This is a genomic window from Nakamurella sp. GG22, assembly GCF_052976845.2.
On sequence record NZ_JBRIIO020000008.1, the window covers coordinates 31,791 to 50,145 of the forward strand.

Sequence of the window (18,355 nt, forward strand, 5' to 3'; positions counted from 1 at the left end):
GCGATCAGGCCTGCGGTGCCGCCGCCCCGGTGGCGCCGAGTTCGTGGGCCAGTTCCTTCTCGTCCTCGTCGGACAGCGAGGTCTTCAGCAGGGTCCCGCCGTACGGCTTCATCCGATCGGCGAACTTGTCCTCGGTGATCTTGGCGGCCATGATCACGACGGCAGCCTTGCCCGGCTCGAGCAGGGACTGGACCTGCGAGCGGAACTCCTCGTTCACGCCGGTCTTGCCGAGCTTGCCGAACAGGGCGCCCATCAGGCCGCCGAGGGCCATGCCGACGAACGGCACGAAGAACAGCAGGCCGATCAACATGCCCCAGAGCGCACCGGAGGCGGCGCTCATCCCGACGATCTTCTGCGGGGTCTCGACGTGGCTCTTGCCCTCCGCGTCGACCGTGACGATGGCCAGGCCTCGAAGGTCGACGACGAAATCGCCTTGCAGCGCCATGACCTCGTTGTAGGCGGCGGTCGCCTTCTCGTGGTCGTCGTAGCCGATGACGATGAGTTCAGACATGCAATTCCTCCTGTGCCGGGCGGGGAGCCGGACCTGCGCCGGCGAGGAATCTTCACGTCGATCAGCGCGGGTGGGCAGGCACGGCGGCCCGTGTGCCGTGCCTGACGATTGAATCACAACGACCGCATTGTCCGACTGCTCCGTTACGGATGAGATCGGCTCGTTCGCACGGCTCGTTCCACCCCGTCCGGGTGATAACGCCGGTTGAAGCCGGCGGCCGCAGTGGCCCGGCTTTCGTTGCGCCGCAGACCATCTGCCCGCGGTCGCCGGCGACCGGCGTCGGCCCGTCGGGGGAAAGTATCGGGCGAAACGATATCGTTCGCGTAGAGTAGTCGCCGGTGCACAATGCGTTACTGTCTCGCACCCGTACCCGCCCGAGGTGACGATTCGTGAACGACTCCGTATGCGAGCCCGATCCGGGGGATCGGCGATGACGGAACCCGACCGGCCGCCGATCACCGTGGTGATCGTCGATGACCACCTGCTGGTCGCCGACAGCATCGCCGCGGCGCTGGATGCGATGGACGACATCAGCGTGGTGGACGTCGCCGGAACCTGCGCCGCCGGAGTGGCCTCGGTCGCCCGGCACCGGCCGGTGGTGCTGCTGCTCGACCAGCGCCTGCCCGACGGCCTCGGTACGACGATCCTCCCGGAGATGCTTGCGGTGAGTCCGCGGACGAAGGTGCTGATGGTCACCGCGGTGGACAGCGACGACGTGCTGGCCAACGCTATCGAGGCGGGAGCGGCCGGAGTCATCACCAAGGGAAAGCGCGCAGCGAGCCTGGTCAGTGCCGTCCGGGCGGCCGCCAACGATGAAGCGGTGATCACCCCCGACGTCCTGCGCAGGCTGCTGCCGAGACTGGGCCAACGGGGCCAGCGGGTCAGCGACGGCCTCACCAGCCGTGAGCGCGAGGTTCTGGGATTGCTCGTTGCGGGTAAGAGCACCGCCGAACTCGCGGAGGCGCTGTTCGTTGCGCCGGCCACCGCGCGCAATCACATCCAGTCGATCATGAACAAGCTGGGGGCGCACTCCCGGCTGGAGGCCGTGGCGATCGCCAACGAGCGGACCCAGTGGGGCGAGCGGTCCTAGCTGCCGGGCACGAGTGGCCCGGTCGACCCGGCCTCGACCATGCGTCGGCCGCGATTGGCGGCTGGGAAAAGGGACTTAAGTCCCGTCGCTATCTGTAGTTGATCCTGTACCGTATGTAATCGGGGAGCCGGACCCGATCCTTCCAGGACCGATGGGTCGGCGGTGGTGACAGCTGGCAGTTCCATCATGGATGGGGGATCTCGTGACAAATCTGTTGGACCCGGTCTCGACCTGGGTTGCGGTGCAAAGAGTCTCGATCTGCGACGAACGACCGACCGCACGTGCGGCGTTGACCAGGGTGGTGACGGGCGCGATGCCCAGCGTCACCGACATCGACTGCTCGGCCGACGGGACGGAGTTGCTGGCGCAGTACGCCGCGCATCCGGCCGGCCTGGTGCTGATCGGAATCAGCCACGGCAAGGTCCGGGGCGTCGAGGCCGTCAACCAGTTGCTCGACCGCTACCCGGCGGCATCGGTGATCGTCTACGGATCGATAGACGACACGAGGCCGCTGGCGTCCGCGATCAGCCACGGAGCGCGCGGGTTCCTGCTCTGGGACGCGAACAACCCGGTGTCGTCCCCGGCCCGGCAGCGGGCCTCCACCTTCGGCCGGATGACGCCGATGAACGAGACCGCCAAGGTCACCGCCCGGCTCACCGAGCGAGAACTGCAGATCCTGCGCGGAATGACGCACGGGTACTCGAACGGCGAGATCGGCCGGAAGCTCTTCCTGTCCGAGGACACGGTGAAGACGCACGCCCGCAGACTGTTCCAGAAGCTGGGCGCCCACGACCGGGCGCACGCCGTCGCTCTTGGCCTGCGCAACGACCTGGTCGCCTGACCGCACCGATCGAGCCGGTACGAATCGAACCGATGCCGCGGCCGGTCCTACGCTGACCGGGTGACGGACGGCCCCGAGGTGCCCGAGGCGGGTGAGCGCGCCGGAGGCGATCGCCGCCGGCCGCGCAGCGTGTACGGCGTGGGCAGCGACCCGGACCCGCGTTTCTCGATGGCCAACGAGCGGACCGCGCTGGCCTGGGTGCGCACCGGCCTGGCGTTCGTCGCCGGCGGCATCGCGCTGACCTCTGTTTCCGCCGTGACGACGCTGCCCTCCTGGGTGGACATCGCCGCGGTGCTGTCCTGTCTGATCGGCGCGGGGACCGCCGTCAATGCCGTGCTCTCCTGGCGCAGCAACGAGCGGGCGATGCGACAGGGCGACCCGTTGCCCGCGCCCCGGGTGTTGCCGTGGCTGGTCGGCGCGGTGGTCGTCGCCGCGCTGGTGATCGTCGGTTTCGCGCTGGGACAGGCGTGACCTCCCCGCCGAGCGAGCCGCCGTACGGAGCCGCCCCGGAACGGACCGCACTCGCCTGGCAGCGATCCGGACTCGGGGTGGTGGTCGGCTGTTTCCTGACGGTGCACAGCTCCGTGCGGCTCGGGGTCATCCCGATCGCGGTCGCGGCAGTCGGCCTCGGCCTGGTGATCACCGTGCTGGCGCTGGCCTTCCCGAGCCGGCGTTTCCTGCGCGGCGATCCGGCCGACTCCTGGCGTTTGCTGGCGGCGCTGACGACGGCCGTCGTGGCACTGGCCCTGCTCGGCGCCATCGTCGCCTTCATCAACCTGCGGTGATCAACCTGCGGTGATCAACCGGCTGCCCGACCGGACAATTCGCCATGAAAACAGCCAAGTGTGAGGGAACAGACAGTCGGTCATTGCAGCGCCGGAATGACCTCTTTCTCGAACAATTCGAAACCGGAAGTGTCGTACGCCAGCTCCGGGAAATTCGTGATCGCGTACGTCATTCCCTTTGCCTTCAGGGCGGACAATTTCTCCACGATCTGCTCCGGAGTGCCGACACCGGGCAGTCCCACGTATGCGCGCAGCTCGGCTTCGGCCTTCTCCGGACCGGCGATCCTGGTCAGTTTGTCGCGCAGCCAGTCGAGCCGATCGGCGACCTCCTTCTCGTCACGGCCGATCGCGATGTTGTAGTTGGACGACCGGGTGATCGCGCCGAAGTCGCGGCCGAGGCGCTCACAGTGGCCGGCCAGCACCTCTGATTTGTGCTGGAAACCCTCCAGCGTTCCGTCGAAATTCGTGTACTGCGCGAACTGCGCGGCGATCCGCAGTGTCACCTTCTCGCCACCGCCGGCGATCCAGAACGGGATGCCGCCCGGCTGCAGCGGGAGCGGCCGGACGATGGCTCCATCGACCTGATACATCTTGCCCTGCAACGTGGCCGAGCCGGTGGTCCACGCCTGGTGCATGATCTGCACGCCCTCGTCGAGTGCGCGCAGCCGCTCGCGGGCCGGTGGGAAGCCGTAGCCGTAGGCCCGCCACTCGTGCTCGTACCAGCCGGCACCGATACCCATTTCCACCCGGCCGCCGGAGATGATGTCGGTCGTCGCTGCCACCTTCGCCAGATAGGCGGGGTTGCGGTACGCCATGCACGTGCACATCTGACCCAGCCGGATGCGGCGGGTGCTTGCGGCAAATGCGGCCATCAGTGTCCAGGCCTCGTGGGTGGCCTCGTCCGATGGCACCGGCACGGTGTGGAAGTGGTCGTAGACCCAGAGCGATTCCCACGGTCCTTCGTCGGCGCGCTGCGCGAGCCGGGACATCGTGGGCCACTGCTCGGCGGGTTCGATCCCGACCAGATCCATGCGCCAGCCCTGCGGGATGAAGACCCCGAATTTCATCGTCATCCGGTCAAAGTAGTCGCAGATTCATGGAGCAGGTCCCGTGGGGTCGGGACCTTCGGCCCGTGTCCGTACGCGTTGTTACAGAAACGATGAACGTGTCGGATTACTTCTGTCACAGTCAGGAGCACCAAATGTCCACCCCCACCCTCGCGCCCACCACGGCCACTTCAGGGGTCAGCACGGTATCTGTCGGTCGTCTCGGCGGCGTCGCCATCGCGGCCCTGCGGCTCGCCATGGGATTCGTCTTCATGTGGCCCTTCCTCGACAAGCTTTTCGGGTTGGGCTACTCCACAGCAAGCGACAAGTCCTGGATCAGCGGCGGATCGCCCACCAAAGGCTTCCTGTCGGGTGTCGACGTCGGTCCGTTCGAGTCCGCCTTCCACAGCTTTGCCGGGGCCTGGTGGGCGAACCTCCTCTTCATGGCCGGGCTCTTTGCCATCGGCCTCGCGCTGATCCTCGGCGTAGCCCTCCGGCTCGCAGCAGCCGCCGGCTCACTGTTGCTCGTGTTCATGTGGGCGGCGTCATGGCCGATGGCCCAGTTCACGTCGGCTGGTGAACCGACTCGTTCGACCAATCCGTTCCTGGATGACCATCTCGTCTACGCGATTGTGTTGGTCGTCCTCGCCGTCATCGGTGCCGGCCGGTTCTTCGGCCTTGGTGACTGGTGGGCGAAGGTCACCGGCGACCACGCCTGGCTGCGTTGATCGGTTGTTGATCGAATAGCGCTGCCCAGCAGGACGACTTCAGCACCTGCAGTCGCACCATCTGCGCGCGGGCCGATCCACCGGTCTTCCACGGTTGATCTTGCCGCTATATGACCTCAGGGTTGAGGTCGACGAAACTCCCGCACCAGGGTGGCGACACGCCACACCGGCGGGAGTTTCGCCGTTGCACGGTGCCGGCTGTGGTGGGCGCACACTTTGTTGGTGGAAGCGGTGCCCACCGCGTTCGTGCAACGATCGGGTGATCGGACGTCACATCAGGACCTAGGTCCCAGGACCTCAGGCCCGCAGCCACTGGGTTGGCTCGAGGCCGGCGCATGACGATGAAAGGGTGAGTATCGGGATGGTTGAGCAGAGCGACAAGATCACCGTTTATCTGCTCGACGATCACGAGATCGTCCGGTTGGGACTCAAGGACCTACTGGAGAGCGACGGCGACATCGAGGTCATCGGCGAGTCGGGGTCGGTCGCGCACGCGCAGGCACAGATCCTCGCGCTGCGCCCCCAGGTGGCTGTTCTCGACGGCCGACTGCCGGACGGGTCGGGCATCGACGTGTGCCGGGAGATCCGCTCCAGGGACCCCAGTATCGCCGCGCTGATCCTCACCTCGTTCGACGATGACGAAGCGCTGTTCGCGGCGATCATGGCGGGCGCCGCGGGGTATGTCCTCAAGCAGATCAGAGGCTCGGACCTCATCGACTCCGTACGCCGGGTTGCCGCCGGCCAGTCGCTGCTCGATCCAGCCGTCACCGCCAGGGTCCTGGAACGGGTCCGCAGGGGACCGGAACTCGATCCGGCACTCGCGCCGCTGACCGATCAGGAACGGCGTGTGCTGTCGCTGATCGGGGAGGGCATGACCAACCGGCAGATCGCCGAGACCATGTTCCTGGCCGAGAAGACCGTCAAGAACTATGTTTCCAGCCTGCTGGCCAAACTGGGCCTGCAACGCCGGACCCAGGCGGCGCTGTTCGCCGCCCGTCACCTGCCCGACGGTCAGTAGACCCTCAGGCAACAACGAAGTCAGACGACCGGGACCCGCCACACCAGGCGGGTCCCGCGTTCGACTCCGGGGAACAGGTCGCAGGAGCCGCCGAGTTCCGCCGCCCGCGCACTCATGTTGGGCAGCCCGTTGCCGGGGGTCACGTCGCCAATACCGCGCCCGTCGTCGACCACCGTCAGCACCACCTCGTCGGTCACCTCGAGAGTGACCGTCGCCGACGACGCACCCGCATGGCGCCCGACGTTCGACAGCGATTCCCGCAGGACCGCGAGCAGATGCGGCCGGATGTCATCGGAGACGCCGCTGTGTACCGCGCCCATGGTCCGCACCTTCGGATGAAAACCCAAGGCGGGCAACATGTCCGAGACCGTGGCGTCGATGTCGTCCCGCAGGTCGGCACTGCGCTGCGGATTGCCGAGCTCGTAGATCGTCCGGCGGATGTCCTTGATCGTCTCGTCGAGCTGGTCGACCGCACTGCTGATCCGATCGTTGACCCGGCCGTCACCGGTCAATCTGGTGGTGTTCTCCAGCGTCAGACCGACGGCGAACAGCCGCTGGATGACCAGGTCGTGCAGGTCCCTGCCAATCCGGTCGCGGTCCTCGAAGACCGCCAGCCGCGCGCGGTCGCCCTCGGCGAGCGCGACCTCCAGCGCGAGTGCGACCTGCTCGGCGAACCGCTCGGCGCATTCGACGATGCTCTCCGGTACCCGGTCGAGACGATCCGGCGCCCAGCGCAGCCACAGCACAGCGGCCACCCGCTCCGTGGCTCCCAGCCGGACCAGCAGGTCGCCGGCCGGGATCGGGGACACGGATGTCCCGGTCGACAGCACGGTCTCCGCGGTGGTGCGGCCGGCCGGTGCCGCGCCGTTCGCCGGCACACCCTTCGACGGATCGATCATCGAGCCGGCCGCACCGGCGACGCGCAGGGATCGACCGACTGCCGGCATCAACAGCAGCACGGCGCCGTCGGCGTCTCCGGCGGCGAGGGCGTGTTCGACGATCACGTCCGGAGGGTGCTCGGTACCGGATTTCCCCAGTAGTTGGGTGGTGACCGCCGCGGCCGCCTCCAGCCAGCGGCGCCGGTGCGACTGATCCTCGTACAGCCTGGCGTTCTCGATGACGACGCCAGCCGCTGTCGCGAACGCGACCACGAGTTCGGTGTCCTGCTCGGTGAAGGGACCGCCGCCGATGCGTTCGGCGAGGTACAGATTCCCGAAGACCCGATCCCCGATCCGGATCGGGGTGCCGAGGAACGACGTCATGACCGGGTGCCCGGGCGGGAACCCGGCGGCCAACGGATGACCGTCCAGGTTGTCGATGCGCAGCGGTTCGGGATGATCGATCAGCACACCGAGAATGCCGTGTCCGGTGGGCAGCGGGCCGATCCGGGCGCGCTGCTCGCTGTCCAGCCCGTGGGTGACGAACTCGCGGAGCCGGTCGCCGCCGGTCCGCTCGTCGAGCACACCCAGGGCGCCGTACCGGGCGTTGGACAGCAGCGAGGCGGCGTCGACGATCCGCTGCAGGGTCTCGTGGACGTCGAGGTCCGCGGCGATCGACCCGACCGCTTCGAGCACGGCGCGCAGTGACGGCGTCGCCACCTTGACCACTGTCTGGACCACGTCACCTTTCCACCGCATCGGAGCCCCAGCCGGATGGTAACCGGGCGGGGTCCGGCAGGGCTTGACGAGAGGAAACCGCCCGTCGGGGCGGCGTTGGGGCCGACCTCGGGTGTCCACGCCAGGCCGGACAGGCGATCATGTGCGGGTGACCGAGACCCCCGAAACCTCTCCACCCTCGCTGCAGGCTCCCTCCGTCCCGCCGCCGGCGTGGTCGTTCCTGATGGACATGGACGGCGTCCTCGTGCACGAGGAGCACATCATCCCGGGCGCGGACGAGTTCATCGCCGAACTGACCACACGGGGGGCGAACTTCGTGGTGGTCACCAACAATCCGATCTACACCCGCCGCGACCTGCGGGCGCGGCTGCTGGCGACGGGCCTGGACATCCCCGAGGACCGCATCTGGACCTCCGCCCTCGCCACCGCGAAGTTCCTCGACTCCCAGCGCCCGGGCGGCAGTGCGTTCGTCATCGGCGAGGTCGGACTGACCACCGCCATGCACGAGGCGGGCTACGTGCTGACCGACCGGAACCCGGACTACGTGGTGCTCGGGGACACCCGGACCTACTCGTTCGAGGCGATCACCACCGCGATCCGGCTCATCGATGCCGGCGCCCGGTTCGTCAGCACCAACCCGGACGCGACGGGGCCCAGCAGAGCCGGGCTGCTGCCCGCTGCCGGCGCCGTCGCGGCACTGATCGAGAAGGCGACCGGCAGGCAGCCGTACTTCGTCGGCAAGCCCAACCCGTTGATGATGCGCTCGGCACTGCGCGCGATGGGAGCGCATTCGGAGTCGACGCTGATGATCGGCGACCGGATGGACACCGACGTCATCGCCGGACTGGAGGCCGGCCTGGCCACCATCCTGGTGCTCACCGGCATCTCGACACGCGCCTCCGTTGAGCAGTACCCGTTCCGCCCCAGCCTGGTGATCAACTCGATTGCGGACCTGATCGGCCGGACCGATGACCCGTTCGGCGAGCGCTGAGAAGGTCCGGACGGCCGCGGCGGACGAGCGTCAGCGCACCGGCAGGACCGGGGCGACGGCTGCCTTCCGCCGGCTCCGCCGCCGCAGGAGCCGGAGTACCAGGACCGCGAGCAGATATCCGCCCAGTGCGCCCAGTCCGTTGGCGATGACGTCGCGCGGGGTGCCGAACCGCTCGGGTATCCGGGTGGACTGCACCGCCTCGATCGCCACCGATGCCAGCAGAGCGGCGGGGACGATGATCCAGCGGAGCCGTGGCAGCGCGAGTGCGCCGAAGAATCCGATCGGCAGGAACATGACGATGTTGGCGCCGAACTCGATCTTGCCGAAGGTGATCCAGAGCGGCAGCCCGTTCCTGTGGGCCCGGAGCAGGAACACCTTCAGGGCCCGCTGTCCGTCGGGATCGGGCGGACCGGGCCAGAAGGTGATGACGGCGACCGCCACGCAGAACGCGATCAGCAACCCGGCCGAGACGACCCGCAGTCGGCGCAGCGCCGGCTCGCCGCTGGCGGGGGACTCGGGCATCGGCCCATCGTAGGTGGCCGGTCGGAAGCGAAACGGACGAAACGACAGCTCTCACCCGGTCGGGTGTGCCGTTGCGGTGACCGCCGTCACCCCATCCGTAACATCTCGATCACTGTCCGGCCTCAGGCAGGCTCCGGGGAGTGGCCATCCGGTGTCGGCGCCTTACTCTCGCTGAGTGAGTTTCACCGTCGGCTTCGACCTCGACATGACCTTGATCGACCCCAGGGCGGGGATGATCGAGGTCTTCGACGTGTTGGCCGCGGAGTCCGGAATCCCATTGGACGGCCACGCTTTCGTCACGCGGCTCGGCCCGCCGCTGGCCCAGGAACTGAGTCGTTACCACCTCGACGAGCCGACCATCGCGCGTCTCGTCGGGCGATACCGCGAGCTCACGCCGAGCCTGGTCATCCCGCGCACGGTCGCGTTGCCGGGCGCGGTCGAGGCGGTCGCCGCCGTCACCCGTCGGGGTGGCCGCGCGGTGGTGGTGACGGCGAAGTACGGAGCCAACGCCACCGCCCATCTGGAAGCGCTGGGGATCGAGGTGTCAGCTGTGGTCGGCGACCTCTGGAGCACAGCCAAGGCGTCCGCGCTGCAGGCGATGGGTGCCGAGGTGTTCGTCGGCGATCACCTCGGGGACATCGCGGGAGCGAGGGCTGCCGATGCGCTCGCGGTCGGGGTGGCCACCGGACCGATCAGCGCCGAGGATCTGGAAGCGGCCGGTGCCGACGTCGTCCTGGCCGACCTGACGCAGTTTCCGCAGTGGCTCGAGTCCTACCTGGTCGCCACCGTCCACTGACGACGGTTGATGACGGGGCCGCTCAGCTGTGGGCGACCAGCCCGACCAGGTTGCCCTCGGAATCGCGGATGAAGGCCTGGGTCTCGGTCTTCCAGCTGCCGCCGAAGACGCCCTCGGTGTCGACGAAGATCTCGTGCGGCTCGCTGACCACCTCGACCCCCGCCGCCCGGAGCGTGTCGAGGCGGTGCGGCAGATCGTCGACCTGCAGGTAGATCATCGCCGGCGGGGCGGCCTCCTCGAGCAGCAGCCGGGTCCCGCCCAGGTCGAGGAAGACCAGCGGCCCGAACCGGGCGATGAGCGGCATGCCCAGCACGTCGGTGTAGAAGGCGGTCGCCCGTTCCAGGTCCGTGACGTGCTGCGCGACCTGGACCACACCCGGCCGTCCGTTCGACCTGCCGAAGATGCTCATACCGATTGCCCCGCCTCCGGTTCGACTGTTTCCCTCGGTGTCCGCCGGGGTGCTTCCACCCGCGCTGCCCGGCTCGCGTCCGGCTCTGCCCTGCTCGCGGCCCGCTCGGCCCTGCTTGCGGCGCGCTCTGCCCGGGCCACCCGACCCGACCGGGCCTCCATGAAGATGCCGAACAACCCGATCCCGAATCCGACCGGGGCGAGCATCGCGGTGAGGTTCAGCCACAGCGGCAGATCGTGCGAGCCGGTCGCGAACAGCACCATGATCACGCCGATGGCCAGCAGCCCGATGACGAACAGCACTGCTCCCACCGCAATCGGACCGGTCGGGGTGCGGCCCGCTCTCGGGCCGCGGTCGGCGGTACCGGGCGACGGCACCGGTTCGGCAGTTTCTGGCACGGTCCCGAGAGTAGTTCGATCGGTCGACGAAGGCGCCGTCTGCAGGGGTCGGGATCCTCACCCTGTCCGTCGGCAATCTCACTGTGGCGGCAGGATGGGCGCCAGGTGGGGTTCCGGATGGCACGGAGCCGCGCGGCGCGCGGCTAAACTGAGGATCGGTGCGCCGGCCCGAAACTCTTGGTCGCCCGCATTTCGGCGGAATTCCCCGCCAGTGATCAGGACAGGTGAGTTGGGTGCCCAGCGGCAAGATCAAGTGGTACGACGCTGACAAGGGTTTTGGGTTCATCTCCCAGGACGGCGGCGGCGACGACGTGCATGTGCGGTCCTCCGCGCTGCCGTCCGGTGTGGCAACCCTCAAGCCGGGTCAGAAGGTCGAGTTCGGTGTCGCCGACGGCCGCCGCGGTCCGCAGGCACTGCAGGTCAAGGTGCTGGACGCTCCGCCGTCGATGGTCGCGGCCAACCGGCGGCCCGCCGAGGAGCTGCACGGCCTGGTCGACGACATGATCAAACTGCTCGAGTCAAAGGCACTGCCGGAGCTGCGCCGCGGCCGCTACCCGGACCGTGCGCTGGGTGGCCGGATCGCTGCCGTGCTGCGCGCCGTCGCCAACGAGCTCGACGCCTGAGCCTGACCACCGAGGACCCGGGCCAACGCCTGACAAGTTCTGACGCCTGATCCGTCCTGACGCCTGACCTGGCGTCACTCGGCGGTCTGATCGCTCCGCTCTTCCGGGTCGATCAGCAGCAGCCAGCTGCGGGTCACCGCGAAGTCGATCCCGCTCTGCTCGCCGCCCATCAGGACATAGCCGGTCTGCACCTCGACGTAGACCAGCTGGTCCTCTTCGGTGAACGGGCGCAACGTGTAAGCGAGTTCACCGTTGGTGAAGATCTCGGTGCGGCCGTCCGCCAGTTCGCCCGCGGCGTTGCGGTAGCGGAAATAGACGCCCCATGGGTTGTCGCCCACCGCCCCTGGGACATTGATCTGCACGGGTTGTCCCGGCCGCAGGCCGAGGCGCGCCGTCTCGGCTTCCGGGGTGTCGATACAGCTGATCGACTGGGCCGCGGCGTCGACCTCGCACCAGCGGGTCGGACCGGTCTCGACGGCAGTCCGGTTGCCGTAGAACGTGACGTCCGGCTTCGCTGCCTCACACGCGGCCAGCACCACGCAGCACGCGACGACTGCAATGACGCGCGGCCACCGCCGTCGGGTCGTCGCGGCGGCGGTCGGGGTTGGCGTCACGATTTGTTCCATTTCCGGCGGGCGCCGGCGTCCCGCGCCGGCGGTGGACCGGCAGGCGGTGCGCCGGCCGGTGGCGGGATGTATCTGGTCGGCGGTCCGGGTGCCCACGGGCTGTTGGACTGCGGCGGCGGGCCTGCCCACTGCTGGGTCGGGGGCGGTTGCTGGCCGGGCGGCGGCCACCCGGGTCCGGTCTGGTAGCCGGCCGGCGGGCCCTGCCAGGGAGCCTGCGTGGTCGGCGGAGTGCCGAGCGGCTGACCGGCGTCCCGGGCCGCGGCACCCTGCTTGCCGCTGCGGCGGAAGTGCCTGGTCAGCCGCGAGTAGTCCAGCCACGGGAACAACGACTTGCCGGACCGGACGAGCCAGCTCTGCGTCAGGCCGATCAGCAGCACCACGGTGATGACGGCGAAACCTATCGAGTACACGCTGTCGTGACCGAACGACCAGACACCGCCGATCAACAGACCGACCACGCCACCGAACACCCACGACAGCTGCAGCACCGTCTCGCTGAGCCCGAAGGCGGAGGCGCGGCTGGCCTCCGGCAGTTCGTGCTGGATCACCGAGTCGAGGCAGACCTTGGCCAGTGACGACGCCGTGGATCCGACCAGGCCGACCAGCGCCGCGGTGGTGAGACCGGGGATCAGCACTGCGGTCAGCGTGGCGACGACCGTGGCCGAGAGCGACAGGATCGACACGTTCTCCGGCTTGTTGAGCGTCAGCCGGGCGCCCAGCCCGTTGCCGACGAAGCCGCCGATGCCCGCCGCGGCGCCGACCACGCCGAGCAGCAGCAGCTGGGTGAATCCGCTCGACTCGGTGTACTCGCTCTTGATGACGAAGGCGATGAACAGTGCCAGGAAGCCTGTCTCGACGCGTATCGTGCCGTTCGCCCACAGCGTCGTGGTGACGGACAGCGGGAAGGCTCGTTTCGCCTTCGGGCCGACGCCGTCGACCGGGATCTCGCCCGCAGTGGATTCCACCCAGGACGGGATCCGGAGGCACAGCCAGCCGCCGACGATGCTCAGCAGCGCGGTGAAGATCAGCGCCCCGGTGGAGCCGAACGCCCAGGACAGCGCGGCGGCGACCGCACCCGCGACGCCGCCCGCGATCAGCCCGAACACCGTGAGCCGGGAGTTGGTCTTGACCAGCGTGATGTCCGGCGGCAGTACCCGCGGGGTGATCGCGGCCTTAAGGACGCTGAACGATTTGGACAGCACCAGCATCCCGAGAGCGCACGGGTACAGCACCCACGAGTCGAAGTTCAGGGCCATCACCACGGCCAGCAGCGCGCGGGCGAAACTCGATGCCGCGAGCGCGATCCGCCTACCGTGCTGCAGCTTGTCCAGTGCCGGGCCGATCAGCGGCGCGATCACCGCGAACGGGGCGACGGTGATCAGCAGGTAGAGCAGCACCTTGCTGGTCGACTCCGCGGTGGCGGCCGCGAAGAACAGGGTGTTGGCCAGCGCGACTGCCAGCGCCGCGTCGACGGCGTAGTTGCCCATCACGGCGTAGGTGAGGTTGGTCAGCCCTGACCGGTCCGCCCCGTCCGCCGCCGCGGCGCGCTGGAAGATCTGCACCCCACGGGTTGTCAGCTCGCGGCTGCGGAAGGCGGCGACCCTGGTCACCGTCAGCTTGCGCGGGCCGGTCCGCGGTGTGGTCGGTGCACCGGCAGCAGGATCGACGGCCGCATCTTTCGGAGCGGCCGTGTCCGGAGCGGCCGTGCCCTGCGCTGCGGGCGGTCCGGGCGGCGGCTGCTTGCGGAACGGCTCGCTGTACGGCGGGAGGTGGCTGCCGCGCGGCTGTGGCCGGTACTCGGGCTGGTCCGGCTGGTACGGGGGCTGGTGGTGCGGCGGTTGCCCAGCGCGAAGGCTGCTGACGTCGAAGTTGGGGTCGGTCGGCTGCTCGTCATCGGCGACGCCGCCGCCGGGCGGCTGCGGCGCCGGGTACGGGAAACGTGCGGCATCCGGCCGCCGCGGCAACTGAGATGTCGGCTGCTCGTCACCGAGTCGACCGGTACCGGGTCGATCGATATTTCGCTGCTGATCGGCGCCCGGATCTTGGCGTCGCGCTCCACCTGCAGCGTCGCGCGGCGGCCACTGCGGGCCACCGGCGTCGTCGTAGGGAGGAACGGAAGGATCCACGCACTCATCCTGCCCCACCGGATACGGCTTGGGATCACCCGTTGACCGCCCGGTGCGGCGTGCACCGGCCACCCGTGCGGCATCATGAGGTCTGTGAGTTCTCCTACCGGTGCGGCCGACCCCTCCCAGATCGGTCGTGACGACCCAACAGCCGGGCCGGCGGCTGTCGACCAGCAGTTCCAGCTGCCCGACGACCCGGCCGTGCAGGACCGTCCGACGGCGGTGGAGTTGACCGATCAGCTGCTCGCGGCGGCCCGGGACGCCGCTGTCGAGGAAGCCGGATCCGCAGACCTGGTCGGCGAGTACCTCGGCGCGGTGGTCGACGACGATGTCGCTGTCAGCACCGCTTTCAGTGCGACGGACAAGGGGTACCGCGGCTGGTACTGGTCGGTCACGCTGGCCGTTGTCGACGCCGACCGGCCCACCGTCAGCGAGGTGGTTCTGCTGCCCGGCCAGCAGGCGCTGCTGGCGCCGCCGTGGGTGCCGTGGGAGCGTCGGATCCGGCCGGGCGACGTCGGCCCGGGCGATCTGCTGCCCACCCCCGCTGACGACATCCGTCTGGTGCCCGGCTATGTCGACTCCGACGATCCGGCCGTCAAGGAGGTCGCGTACGAGTTCGGGTTCGGACGCGAGCGGGTGCTGAGCCGCGAGGGCAGGGACGACGCGGCGGAGCGCTGGCACGAGGGCAGCTTCGGGCCCGACGATCCGGTGGCGCTGGCGGCGCCGGCGAACTGCGTCAGCTGTGGTTTCTACGTGCCGCTGGCCGGGCTGCTGGGCACCGCGTTCGGTGCGTGCACCAACGAGTTCTCGCCGGCTGACGGCCGGGTGGTCGATGCCGGGTTCGGCTGTGGGGCGCACTCACAGACGGTGATCGACGCCCCGATGATCTCGGCCGCGACCGACACGGTGATCGACGAGCTGACCCTCGAGGTCCATCCGAGGTCGCGGCGGCCCGAACGCGATCCGGAGCCGGTCGCCGTTCCGGCGGGCGACACGGATTCCGACATGTTCGCCGAGGTGGACGTGCGCTGGGGTGCACAGGACCGGGAGCCGGAGTCGGATCCGTCGACCGAAGCCGGTCCGCTCTCCTGACCGCGCCGGGAGCTCACCGTCCGGAGTCCGATGTCTTCGGGCTCACGGAGCTGCGCAGGGTGGTGCTCGACGCATGGTCGGCATCCCCCGCGCGGTTCCGGGAGGACGCCAACGCCGAGGAGGCCCTCGCGGTCGGCGGGTACGCCGGACGGGTGCTGGTCGAACTCGGGTCCAACGCCGTCGATGCCGCGGCCGAACTCGGTGTGCCCGCCCGCATCCGGATCCGGCTGGCGGACGGTGAACTGCGGGTGGCCAACACCGGGGCACCGCTCACCGCGCAGGGCGTCGCCGGCCTGGCCAGTCTCCGCGCCTCCGCCAAACGCGAGACCCACGACTCCGTCGGCCATTTCGGCGTCGGCTTCACTGCTGTGCTCTCCTGGAGTGCGGCGCCCCGGGTCGTCTCGAGCAGCGGCGGGGTGCGTTTCGACGGTGCTGCCACCAGGGTCGCGATCGCCGACCTCGGCAGTCCGTCGCTGGACCGGGAGGTGGTGTTGCGGTCCGGTGCCGTGCCCGTGCTCCGCTTGCCGTGGCCCGTCGATCCGGACGAGCCGGGCCCGCCCGACGGGTACACCACCGAGGTCCGGCTGCCGCTGCGGGACTCCGCGCTGGCCGACGTGCGGCGGTTCCTGGCGGATCCGGCGGCGGCCGAGGACCTCTTCTGGGCGTTGACCGGCCTCTCCGAGATCGACCTGCCCGATCGCGTCGTCCACACCGGGATCGACGAAGCCGGTTTCACCGTGCTGGACGACGGCCGTTCCCGGACGCGGTACCGCACGGCGGAGCGTTCCGGTCGCATTCCCGCCGCCCTGCTCACGGACCGGCCGATCGAGGAACGCAGCCGCACCCAGTGGCGGATCACCTGGGCGCTGCCGGTGTCCGACGGCGACGGCGACGGCGACGTTGTCGGCCTCGATGCTCTTCTTGCCGAGGGCCTGCGGACCGACGCGGTCCCGCTGACCATCGGCGCACCGACCCCCACCGACGAACCGCTCACCCTGCCGGCCAGGCTGATCGGCACCTTCCCGGTGGACGACACCCGCCGCCGGCTCGCGGCCGGCCCGCTGCGCGAACACCTGCTGGACGAAGCCGCCGATCTCTACCTGGAACTGGTGGCCGGCGCCGACCCACCGGACCGCTGGAAACTGTTGCCCGGCACGGGGTTCCCGGCAGGCCCGGTCGACGCCGCGTTGCGCGAGGCGATCGGCCATCGGGTGCAGTCGACCCCGCTGCTGCTGACCGCGGCCGGTGACCTCGTCACGCCCGCGGACGCCTGCTGGCTACCCGGGCTCGGGGCTGACGGCACCGCGCTGTTCGGGCAGGCGATCCCGGGCCTTCTCCCACCGCAGCCGCGCGCGGCGAAAGCGGTGTTGCGCGGGCTGGGGGCGCAGATGCTGAGCTGGTCGCAGGCCAGTGCGGCGATCGCCGTCATCGATCGCGACCCGGAGTTCTGGTGGCAGGTCTACGAGGCGGTCGCCACCGCCGAACGTGCTCCGCTGACGGAGGACCTGGCAGACATCCCCATCCCGCTCATCGGTGGTCGGCGGGCCCTCGGTGCCCGCGGCTGCCTCCTTCCGGCCGAGGACGATGCCGCGGCGGGGAGCCGCATCGACGCCGAACTCGCCCGCAGGGCCGGCCGTGTCGTCACGGGTCTGCGGATCATCGAACCGGCGGCCGCCCACCCGTACCTGGAACGGCTGGGAGCACGGCCCGCCGGCCCGGACACGCTGCTGGGCGATCCGGCGCTCACCGGCGCGCTGGACGGCATGCTGGCCGATCTCGATGATGCCGATCCGGATCCGGACGACCTCCGTGAGCTGGCCCGGGTGGTGCTGGACCTGATCGCGGCCGGCGGCCGGGCGTCCCGCTCGGATCAGGGGCGCTCGGACCGGGCCGAGGCCGTCGCCGGCGCAGACACCCCAGGTGCCGTCCTGACCGGCGAGCTGGTGCTCACCGATGCCGACGATCAACCGTGGCCGGCGGCCGAATTGTTGCTGCCCGGCGCGCCGCTGGCGACCGTCCTGGCCGACGATGCCGACCGGCCCCTCATCGGGGCCGAGTGGCTCGAGCGTTATCCGGAGTGGGTGCTGGTGGCCGCGGGAGTGCGTTCGGGTTTCGCGGTTGTCACCGTCACCGACGCGTCCGCGGCGGACCGTCCGGCGCTGCCCGACCTTGACGAGTGGCTCGGCGGGCCCGGCAGGGACGCCGACACCCCGTCGGTGACGGGCCTGGCCGATCTCGACCTAATCGACGACGACAGATGGCCCGAGGCCCTGCGGCTCATCGCATCCGATCGTGAGGCACGGGCCTGCCTGCTGCTCCCCGGTTCCTACTCCGGGTGGTGGCTGGCCCGGCACGCCTGGATCGGCGATCGGCGCCCCACCTCCTGGCGGCTGCGGACCGCGCACGACCTCGACGGTCTGTTCGATGTGCTGCCGCTGGATCTCGACGATCAGCTGGCGCGGGCAATCGGCGTCCGGGCCGGGCTCGCGGATGCCGCCGCCGACGACCCGGAGGATCTGCTGGACAGGCTGGCCGACCCGACCCGGCAGGTTCCGGCAGGCCGGGTGGCCGCCGTGACCGCGGCGGTGGTGGCCGCCCTGTCGTCCTACGACGATGTCGACCTGCCGTCCGGGGTCCGCACGCTGACCGGCGACGTCGCGGATGCTGCCGACGCGTTCGTGCTCGACGCTCCATGGCTCGCACAGGTTCTCGCGCCGGCCGACCTCGTTCCGGGAGGTGCTGATCCGGAACAGGTCGCCAGGGTGTTGGACCTCCCGCTGGCCTCCACCCGCGAGGTGGTGGTGTCCTCGGCAAACGGCCCGCCGCAGGAGGGTGACGGAGCAACGGATCGTGTTCGAGTGGCCGCGGTCGCGCTGGGTCTTGATCCGAGAGCGGTCGATGTCACGGTGCGCCCGGCGTTGCAGGTGGCCGTCGATGGTGCGCCGCCCGTGCCGGTGCGGTGGTGGGGTGGCGGTGTGTCCGGGAGCGGCATCCTCACCGACGGCTCGGCCGAGGGAGTAGGACGGGCGGTCGCCTGGGCGGCCGGTTGTTGGCCGCGCCGGCACCTCGCGGCGGCGGCGGCCGCGGGCGACGAGGTGGGAATCGCCGAGAGCAGCTTCGACTGACGTCTGCAGCTG

Annotated in this window: 19 protein-coding genes; 11 read left to right on the plus strand and 8 right to left on the minus strand. The window is 69.7% G+C overall.

Going from position 1 to position 18,355, the window contains the following annotated elements:
- Positions 1–4: 4 nt before the first annotated feature.
- The gene (locus ACVBEQ_RS10720) at positions 5–511 is read right to left on the minus strand and encodes a DUF1269 domain-containing protein (RefSeq protein ID WP_447153117.1); all 507 of its coding nucleotides are present in this window, start codon (positions 509–511) and stop codon (positions 5–7) included.
- Positions 512–941: 430 nt separating this feature from the next.
- On the opposite strand from ACVBEQ_RS10720, the gene ACVBEQ_RS10725 reads away from it, so the two are divergent.
- The 4 genes from ACVBEQ_RS10725 to ACVBEQ_RS10740 all read left to right on the plus strand — a co-directional run bounded on the left by ACVBEQ_RS10725 (position 942) and on the right by ACVBEQ_RS10740 (position 3,227).
- Positions 942–1,601: a response regulator transcription factor gene (locus ACVBEQ_RS10725; protein ID WP_447153118.1), complete on the plus strand. Its 660-nt coding sequence runs from the start codon at positions 942–944 to the stop codon at positions 1,599–1,601.
- Between the two features lie 202 nt (positions 1,602–1,803).
- Positions 1,804–2,442, plus strand: coding sequence for a response regulator transcription factor (locus tag ACVBEQ_RS10730; protein WP_447153119.1), 639 nt, complete (start codon positions 1,804–1,806; stop codon positions 2,440–2,442).
- Between the two features lie 60 nt (positions 2,443–2,502).
- A complete protein-coding gene (locus ACVBEQ_RS10735; protein WP_447153120.1) occupies positions 2,503–2,913 on the plus strand; it encodes a YidH family protein in 411 nt (136 codons plus the stop codon).
- Positions 2,910–3,227, plus strand: a complete 318-nt coding sequence (locus ACVBEQ_RS10740; protein WP_447153121.1) for a DUF202 domain-containing protein — start codon at positions 2,910–2,912, stop codon at positions 3,225–3,227. The genes ACVBEQ_RS10735 and ACVBEQ_RS10740 overlap by 4 nt, the downstream gene beginning before the upstream one ends.
- Before the next feature lie 80 nt (positions 3,228–3,307).
- Here ACVBEQ_RS10740 and ACVBEQ_RS10745 read toward each other — a convergent pair whose 3' ends face one another.
- On the minus strand, positions 3,308–4,294 hold the full coding sequence (locus ACVBEQ_RS10745) for an LLM class F420-dependent oxidoreductase (RefSeq protein ID WP_447153261.1): 987 nt from the start codon (positions 4,292–4,294) through the stop codon (positions 3,308–3,310).
- Positions 4,295–4,428: 134 nt separating this feature from the next.
- Between ACVBEQ_RS10745 and ACVBEQ_RS10750 the strand changes: the two genes are divergently transcribed.
- Positions 4,429–5,001, plus strand: coding sequence for a DoxX family membrane protein (locus ACVBEQ_RS10750; protein ID WP_447153122.1), 573 nt, complete (start codon positions 4,429–4,431; stop codon positions 4,999–5,001).
- Positions 5,002–5,362: 361 nt separating this feature from the next.
- Positions 5,363–6,019 carry a response regulator gene (locus ACVBEQ_RS10755; RefSeq protein WP_447153262.1) on the plus strand — a complete coding sequence of 219 codons (657 nt, stop codon included), beginning with the start codon at positions 5,363–5,365 and terminating at the stop codon, positions 6,017–6,019.
- Between the two features lie 20 nt (positions 6,020–6,039).
- On the opposite strand, the gene ACVBEQ_RS10760 is transcribed toward ACVBEQ_RS10755, so the two are convergent.
- Positions 6,040–7,638: a GAF domain-containing sensor histidine kinase gene (locus tag ACVBEQ_RS10760; RefSeq protein ID WP_447153123.1), complete on the minus strand. Its 1,599-nt coding sequence runs from the start codon at positions 7,636–7,638 to the stop codon at positions 6,040–6,042.
- Between the two features lie 226 nt (positions 7,639–7,864).
- Here ACVBEQ_RS10760 and ACVBEQ_RS10765 point away from each other — a divergent pair, with 226 nt between their 5' ends.
- Positions 7,865–8,626: an HAD-IIA family hydrolase gene (locus ACVBEQ_RS10765; protein WP_447153263.1), complete on the plus strand. Its 762-nt coding sequence runs from the start codon at positions 7,865–7,867 to the stop codon at positions 8,624–8,626.
- A 30-nt stretch (positions 8,627–8,656) separates the two neighbouring features.
- On the opposite strand, the gene ACVBEQ_RS10770 is transcribed toward ACVBEQ_RS10765, so the two are convergent.
- The gene (locus tag ACVBEQ_RS10770) at positions 8,657–9,148 is read right to left on the minus strand and encodes a VanZ family protein (protein WP_447153124.1); all 492 of its coding nucleotides are present in this window, start codon (positions 9,146–9,148) and stop codon (positions 8,657–8,659) included.
- 175 nt (positions 9,149–9,323) lie between these two features.
- Here ACVBEQ_RS10770 and ACVBEQ_RS10775 point away from each other — a divergent pair, with 175 nt between their 5' ends.
- Entirely contained in the window at positions 9,324–9,944 is a 621-nt protein-coding gene (locus ACVBEQ_RS10775) for an HAD family hydrolase (RefSeq protein WP_447153125.1), read from the plus strand.
- Between the two features lie 22 nt (positions 9,945–9,966).
- Here ACVBEQ_RS10775 and ACVBEQ_RS10780 read toward each other — a convergent pair whose 3' ends face one another.
- Both ACVBEQ_RS10780 and ACVBEQ_RS10785 read right to left on the minus strand, forming a co-directional pair.
- Positions 9,967–10,353 (minus strand): VOC family protein, encoded by a 387-nt coding sequence (locus tag ACVBEQ_RS10780; RefSeq protein WP_447153126.1) that lies wholly within the window; start codon positions 10,351–10,353, stop codon positions 9,967–9,969.
- The gene (locus ACVBEQ_RS10785) at positions 10,350–10,751 is read right to left on the minus strand and encodes a hypothetical protein (protein WP_447153127.1); all 402 of its coding nucleotides are present in this window, start codon (positions 10,749–10,751) and stop codon (positions 10,350–10,352) included. The genes ACVBEQ_RS10780 and ACVBEQ_RS10785 overlap by 4 nt, the downstream gene beginning before the upstream one ends.
- Positions 10,752–10,984: 233 nt before the next feature.
- On the opposite strand from ACVBEQ_RS10785, the gene ACVBEQ_RS10790 reads away from it, so the two are divergent.
- Positions 10,985–11,374 (plus strand): cold-shock protein, encoded by a 390-nt coding sequence (locus tag ACVBEQ_RS10790; protein ID WP_447153128.1) that lies wholly within the window; start codon positions 10,985–10,987, stop codon positions 11,372–11,374.
- A 74-nt stretch (positions 11,375–11,448) separates the two neighbouring features.
- On the opposite strand, the gene ACVBEQ_RS10795 is transcribed toward ACVBEQ_RS10790, so the two are convergent.
- Together ACVBEQ_RS10795 and ACVBEQ_RS10800 are read right to left on the minus strand one after the other, a co-directional pair.
- A complete protein-coding gene (locus ACVBEQ_RS10795) occupies positions 11,449–11,988 on the minus strand; it encodes a DUF2771 family protein (protein ID WP_447153129.1) in 540 nt (179 codons plus the stop codon).
- On the minus strand, positions 11,985–14,126 hold the full coding sequence (locus ACVBEQ_RS10800; protein ID WP_447153130.1) for an MFS transporter: 2,142 nt from the start codon (positions 14,124–14,126) through the stop codon (positions 11,985–11,987). The genes ACVBEQ_RS10795 and ACVBEQ_RS10800 overlap by 4 nt, the downstream gene beginning before the upstream one ends.
- A 93-nt stretch (positions 14,127–14,219) precedes the next feature.
- Here ACVBEQ_RS10800 and ACVBEQ_RS10805 point away from each other — a divergent pair, with 93 nt between their 5' ends.
- Both ACVBEQ_RS10805 and ACVBEQ_RS10810 read left to right on the plus strand, forming a co-directional pair.
- Positions 14,220–15,218 (plus strand): DUF3027 domain-containing protein, encoded by a 999-nt coding sequence (locus ACVBEQ_RS10805; protein WP_447153131.1) that lies wholly within the window; start codon positions 14,220–14,222, stop codon positions 15,216–15,218.
- A 59-nt stretch (positions 15,219–15,277) separates the two neighbouring features.
- The gene (locus ACVBEQ_RS10810) at positions 15,278–18,343 is read left to right on the plus strand and encodes a sacsin N-terminal ATP-binding-like domain-containing protein (protein WP_447153132.1); all 3,066 of its coding nucleotides are present in this window, start codon (positions 15,278–15,280) and stop codon (positions 18,341–18,343) included.
- Positions 18,344–18,355: the final 12 nt, after the last annotated feature.

Excerpts from the sequence above, each read along its gene's own strand:
- ACVBEQ_RS10720 (WP_447153117.1), bottom strand. The coding sequence starts at position 511 with ATGTCTGAACTCATCGTCATCGGCTACGACGACCACGAGAAGGCGACC.
- ACVBEQ_RS10725 (WP_447153118.1), top strand. The coding sequence starts at position 942 with ATGACGGAACCCGACCGGCCGCCGATCACCGTGGTGATCGTCGATGAC.
- ACVBEQ_RS10745 (WP_447153261.1), bottom strand. The coding sequence starts at position 4,294 with ATGAAATTCGGGGTCTTCATCCCGCAGGGCTGGCGCATGGATCTGGTC.
- ACVBEQ_RS10750 (WP_447153122.1), top strand. The coding sequence starts at position 4,429 with ATGTCCACCCCCACCCTCGCGCCCACCACGGCCACTTCAGGGGTCAGC.
- ACVBEQ_RS10755 (WP_447153262.1), top strand. The coding sequence starts at position 5,363 with ATGGTTGAGCAGAGCGACAAGATCACCGTTTATCTGCTCGACGATCAC.
- ACVBEQ_RS10765 (WP_447153263.1), top strand. The coding sequence starts at position 7,865 with ATGGACGGCGTCCTCGTGCACGAGGAGCACATCATCCCGGGCGCGGAC.
- ACVBEQ_RS10770 (WP_447153124.1), bottom strand. The coding sequence starts at position 9,148 with ATGCCCGAGTCCCCCGCCAGCGGCGAGCCGGCGCTGCGCCGACTGCGG.
- ACVBEQ_RS10780 (WP_447153126.1), bottom strand. The coding sequence starts at position 10,353 with ATGAGCATCTTCGGCAGGTCGAACGGACGGCCGGGTGTGGTCCAGGTC.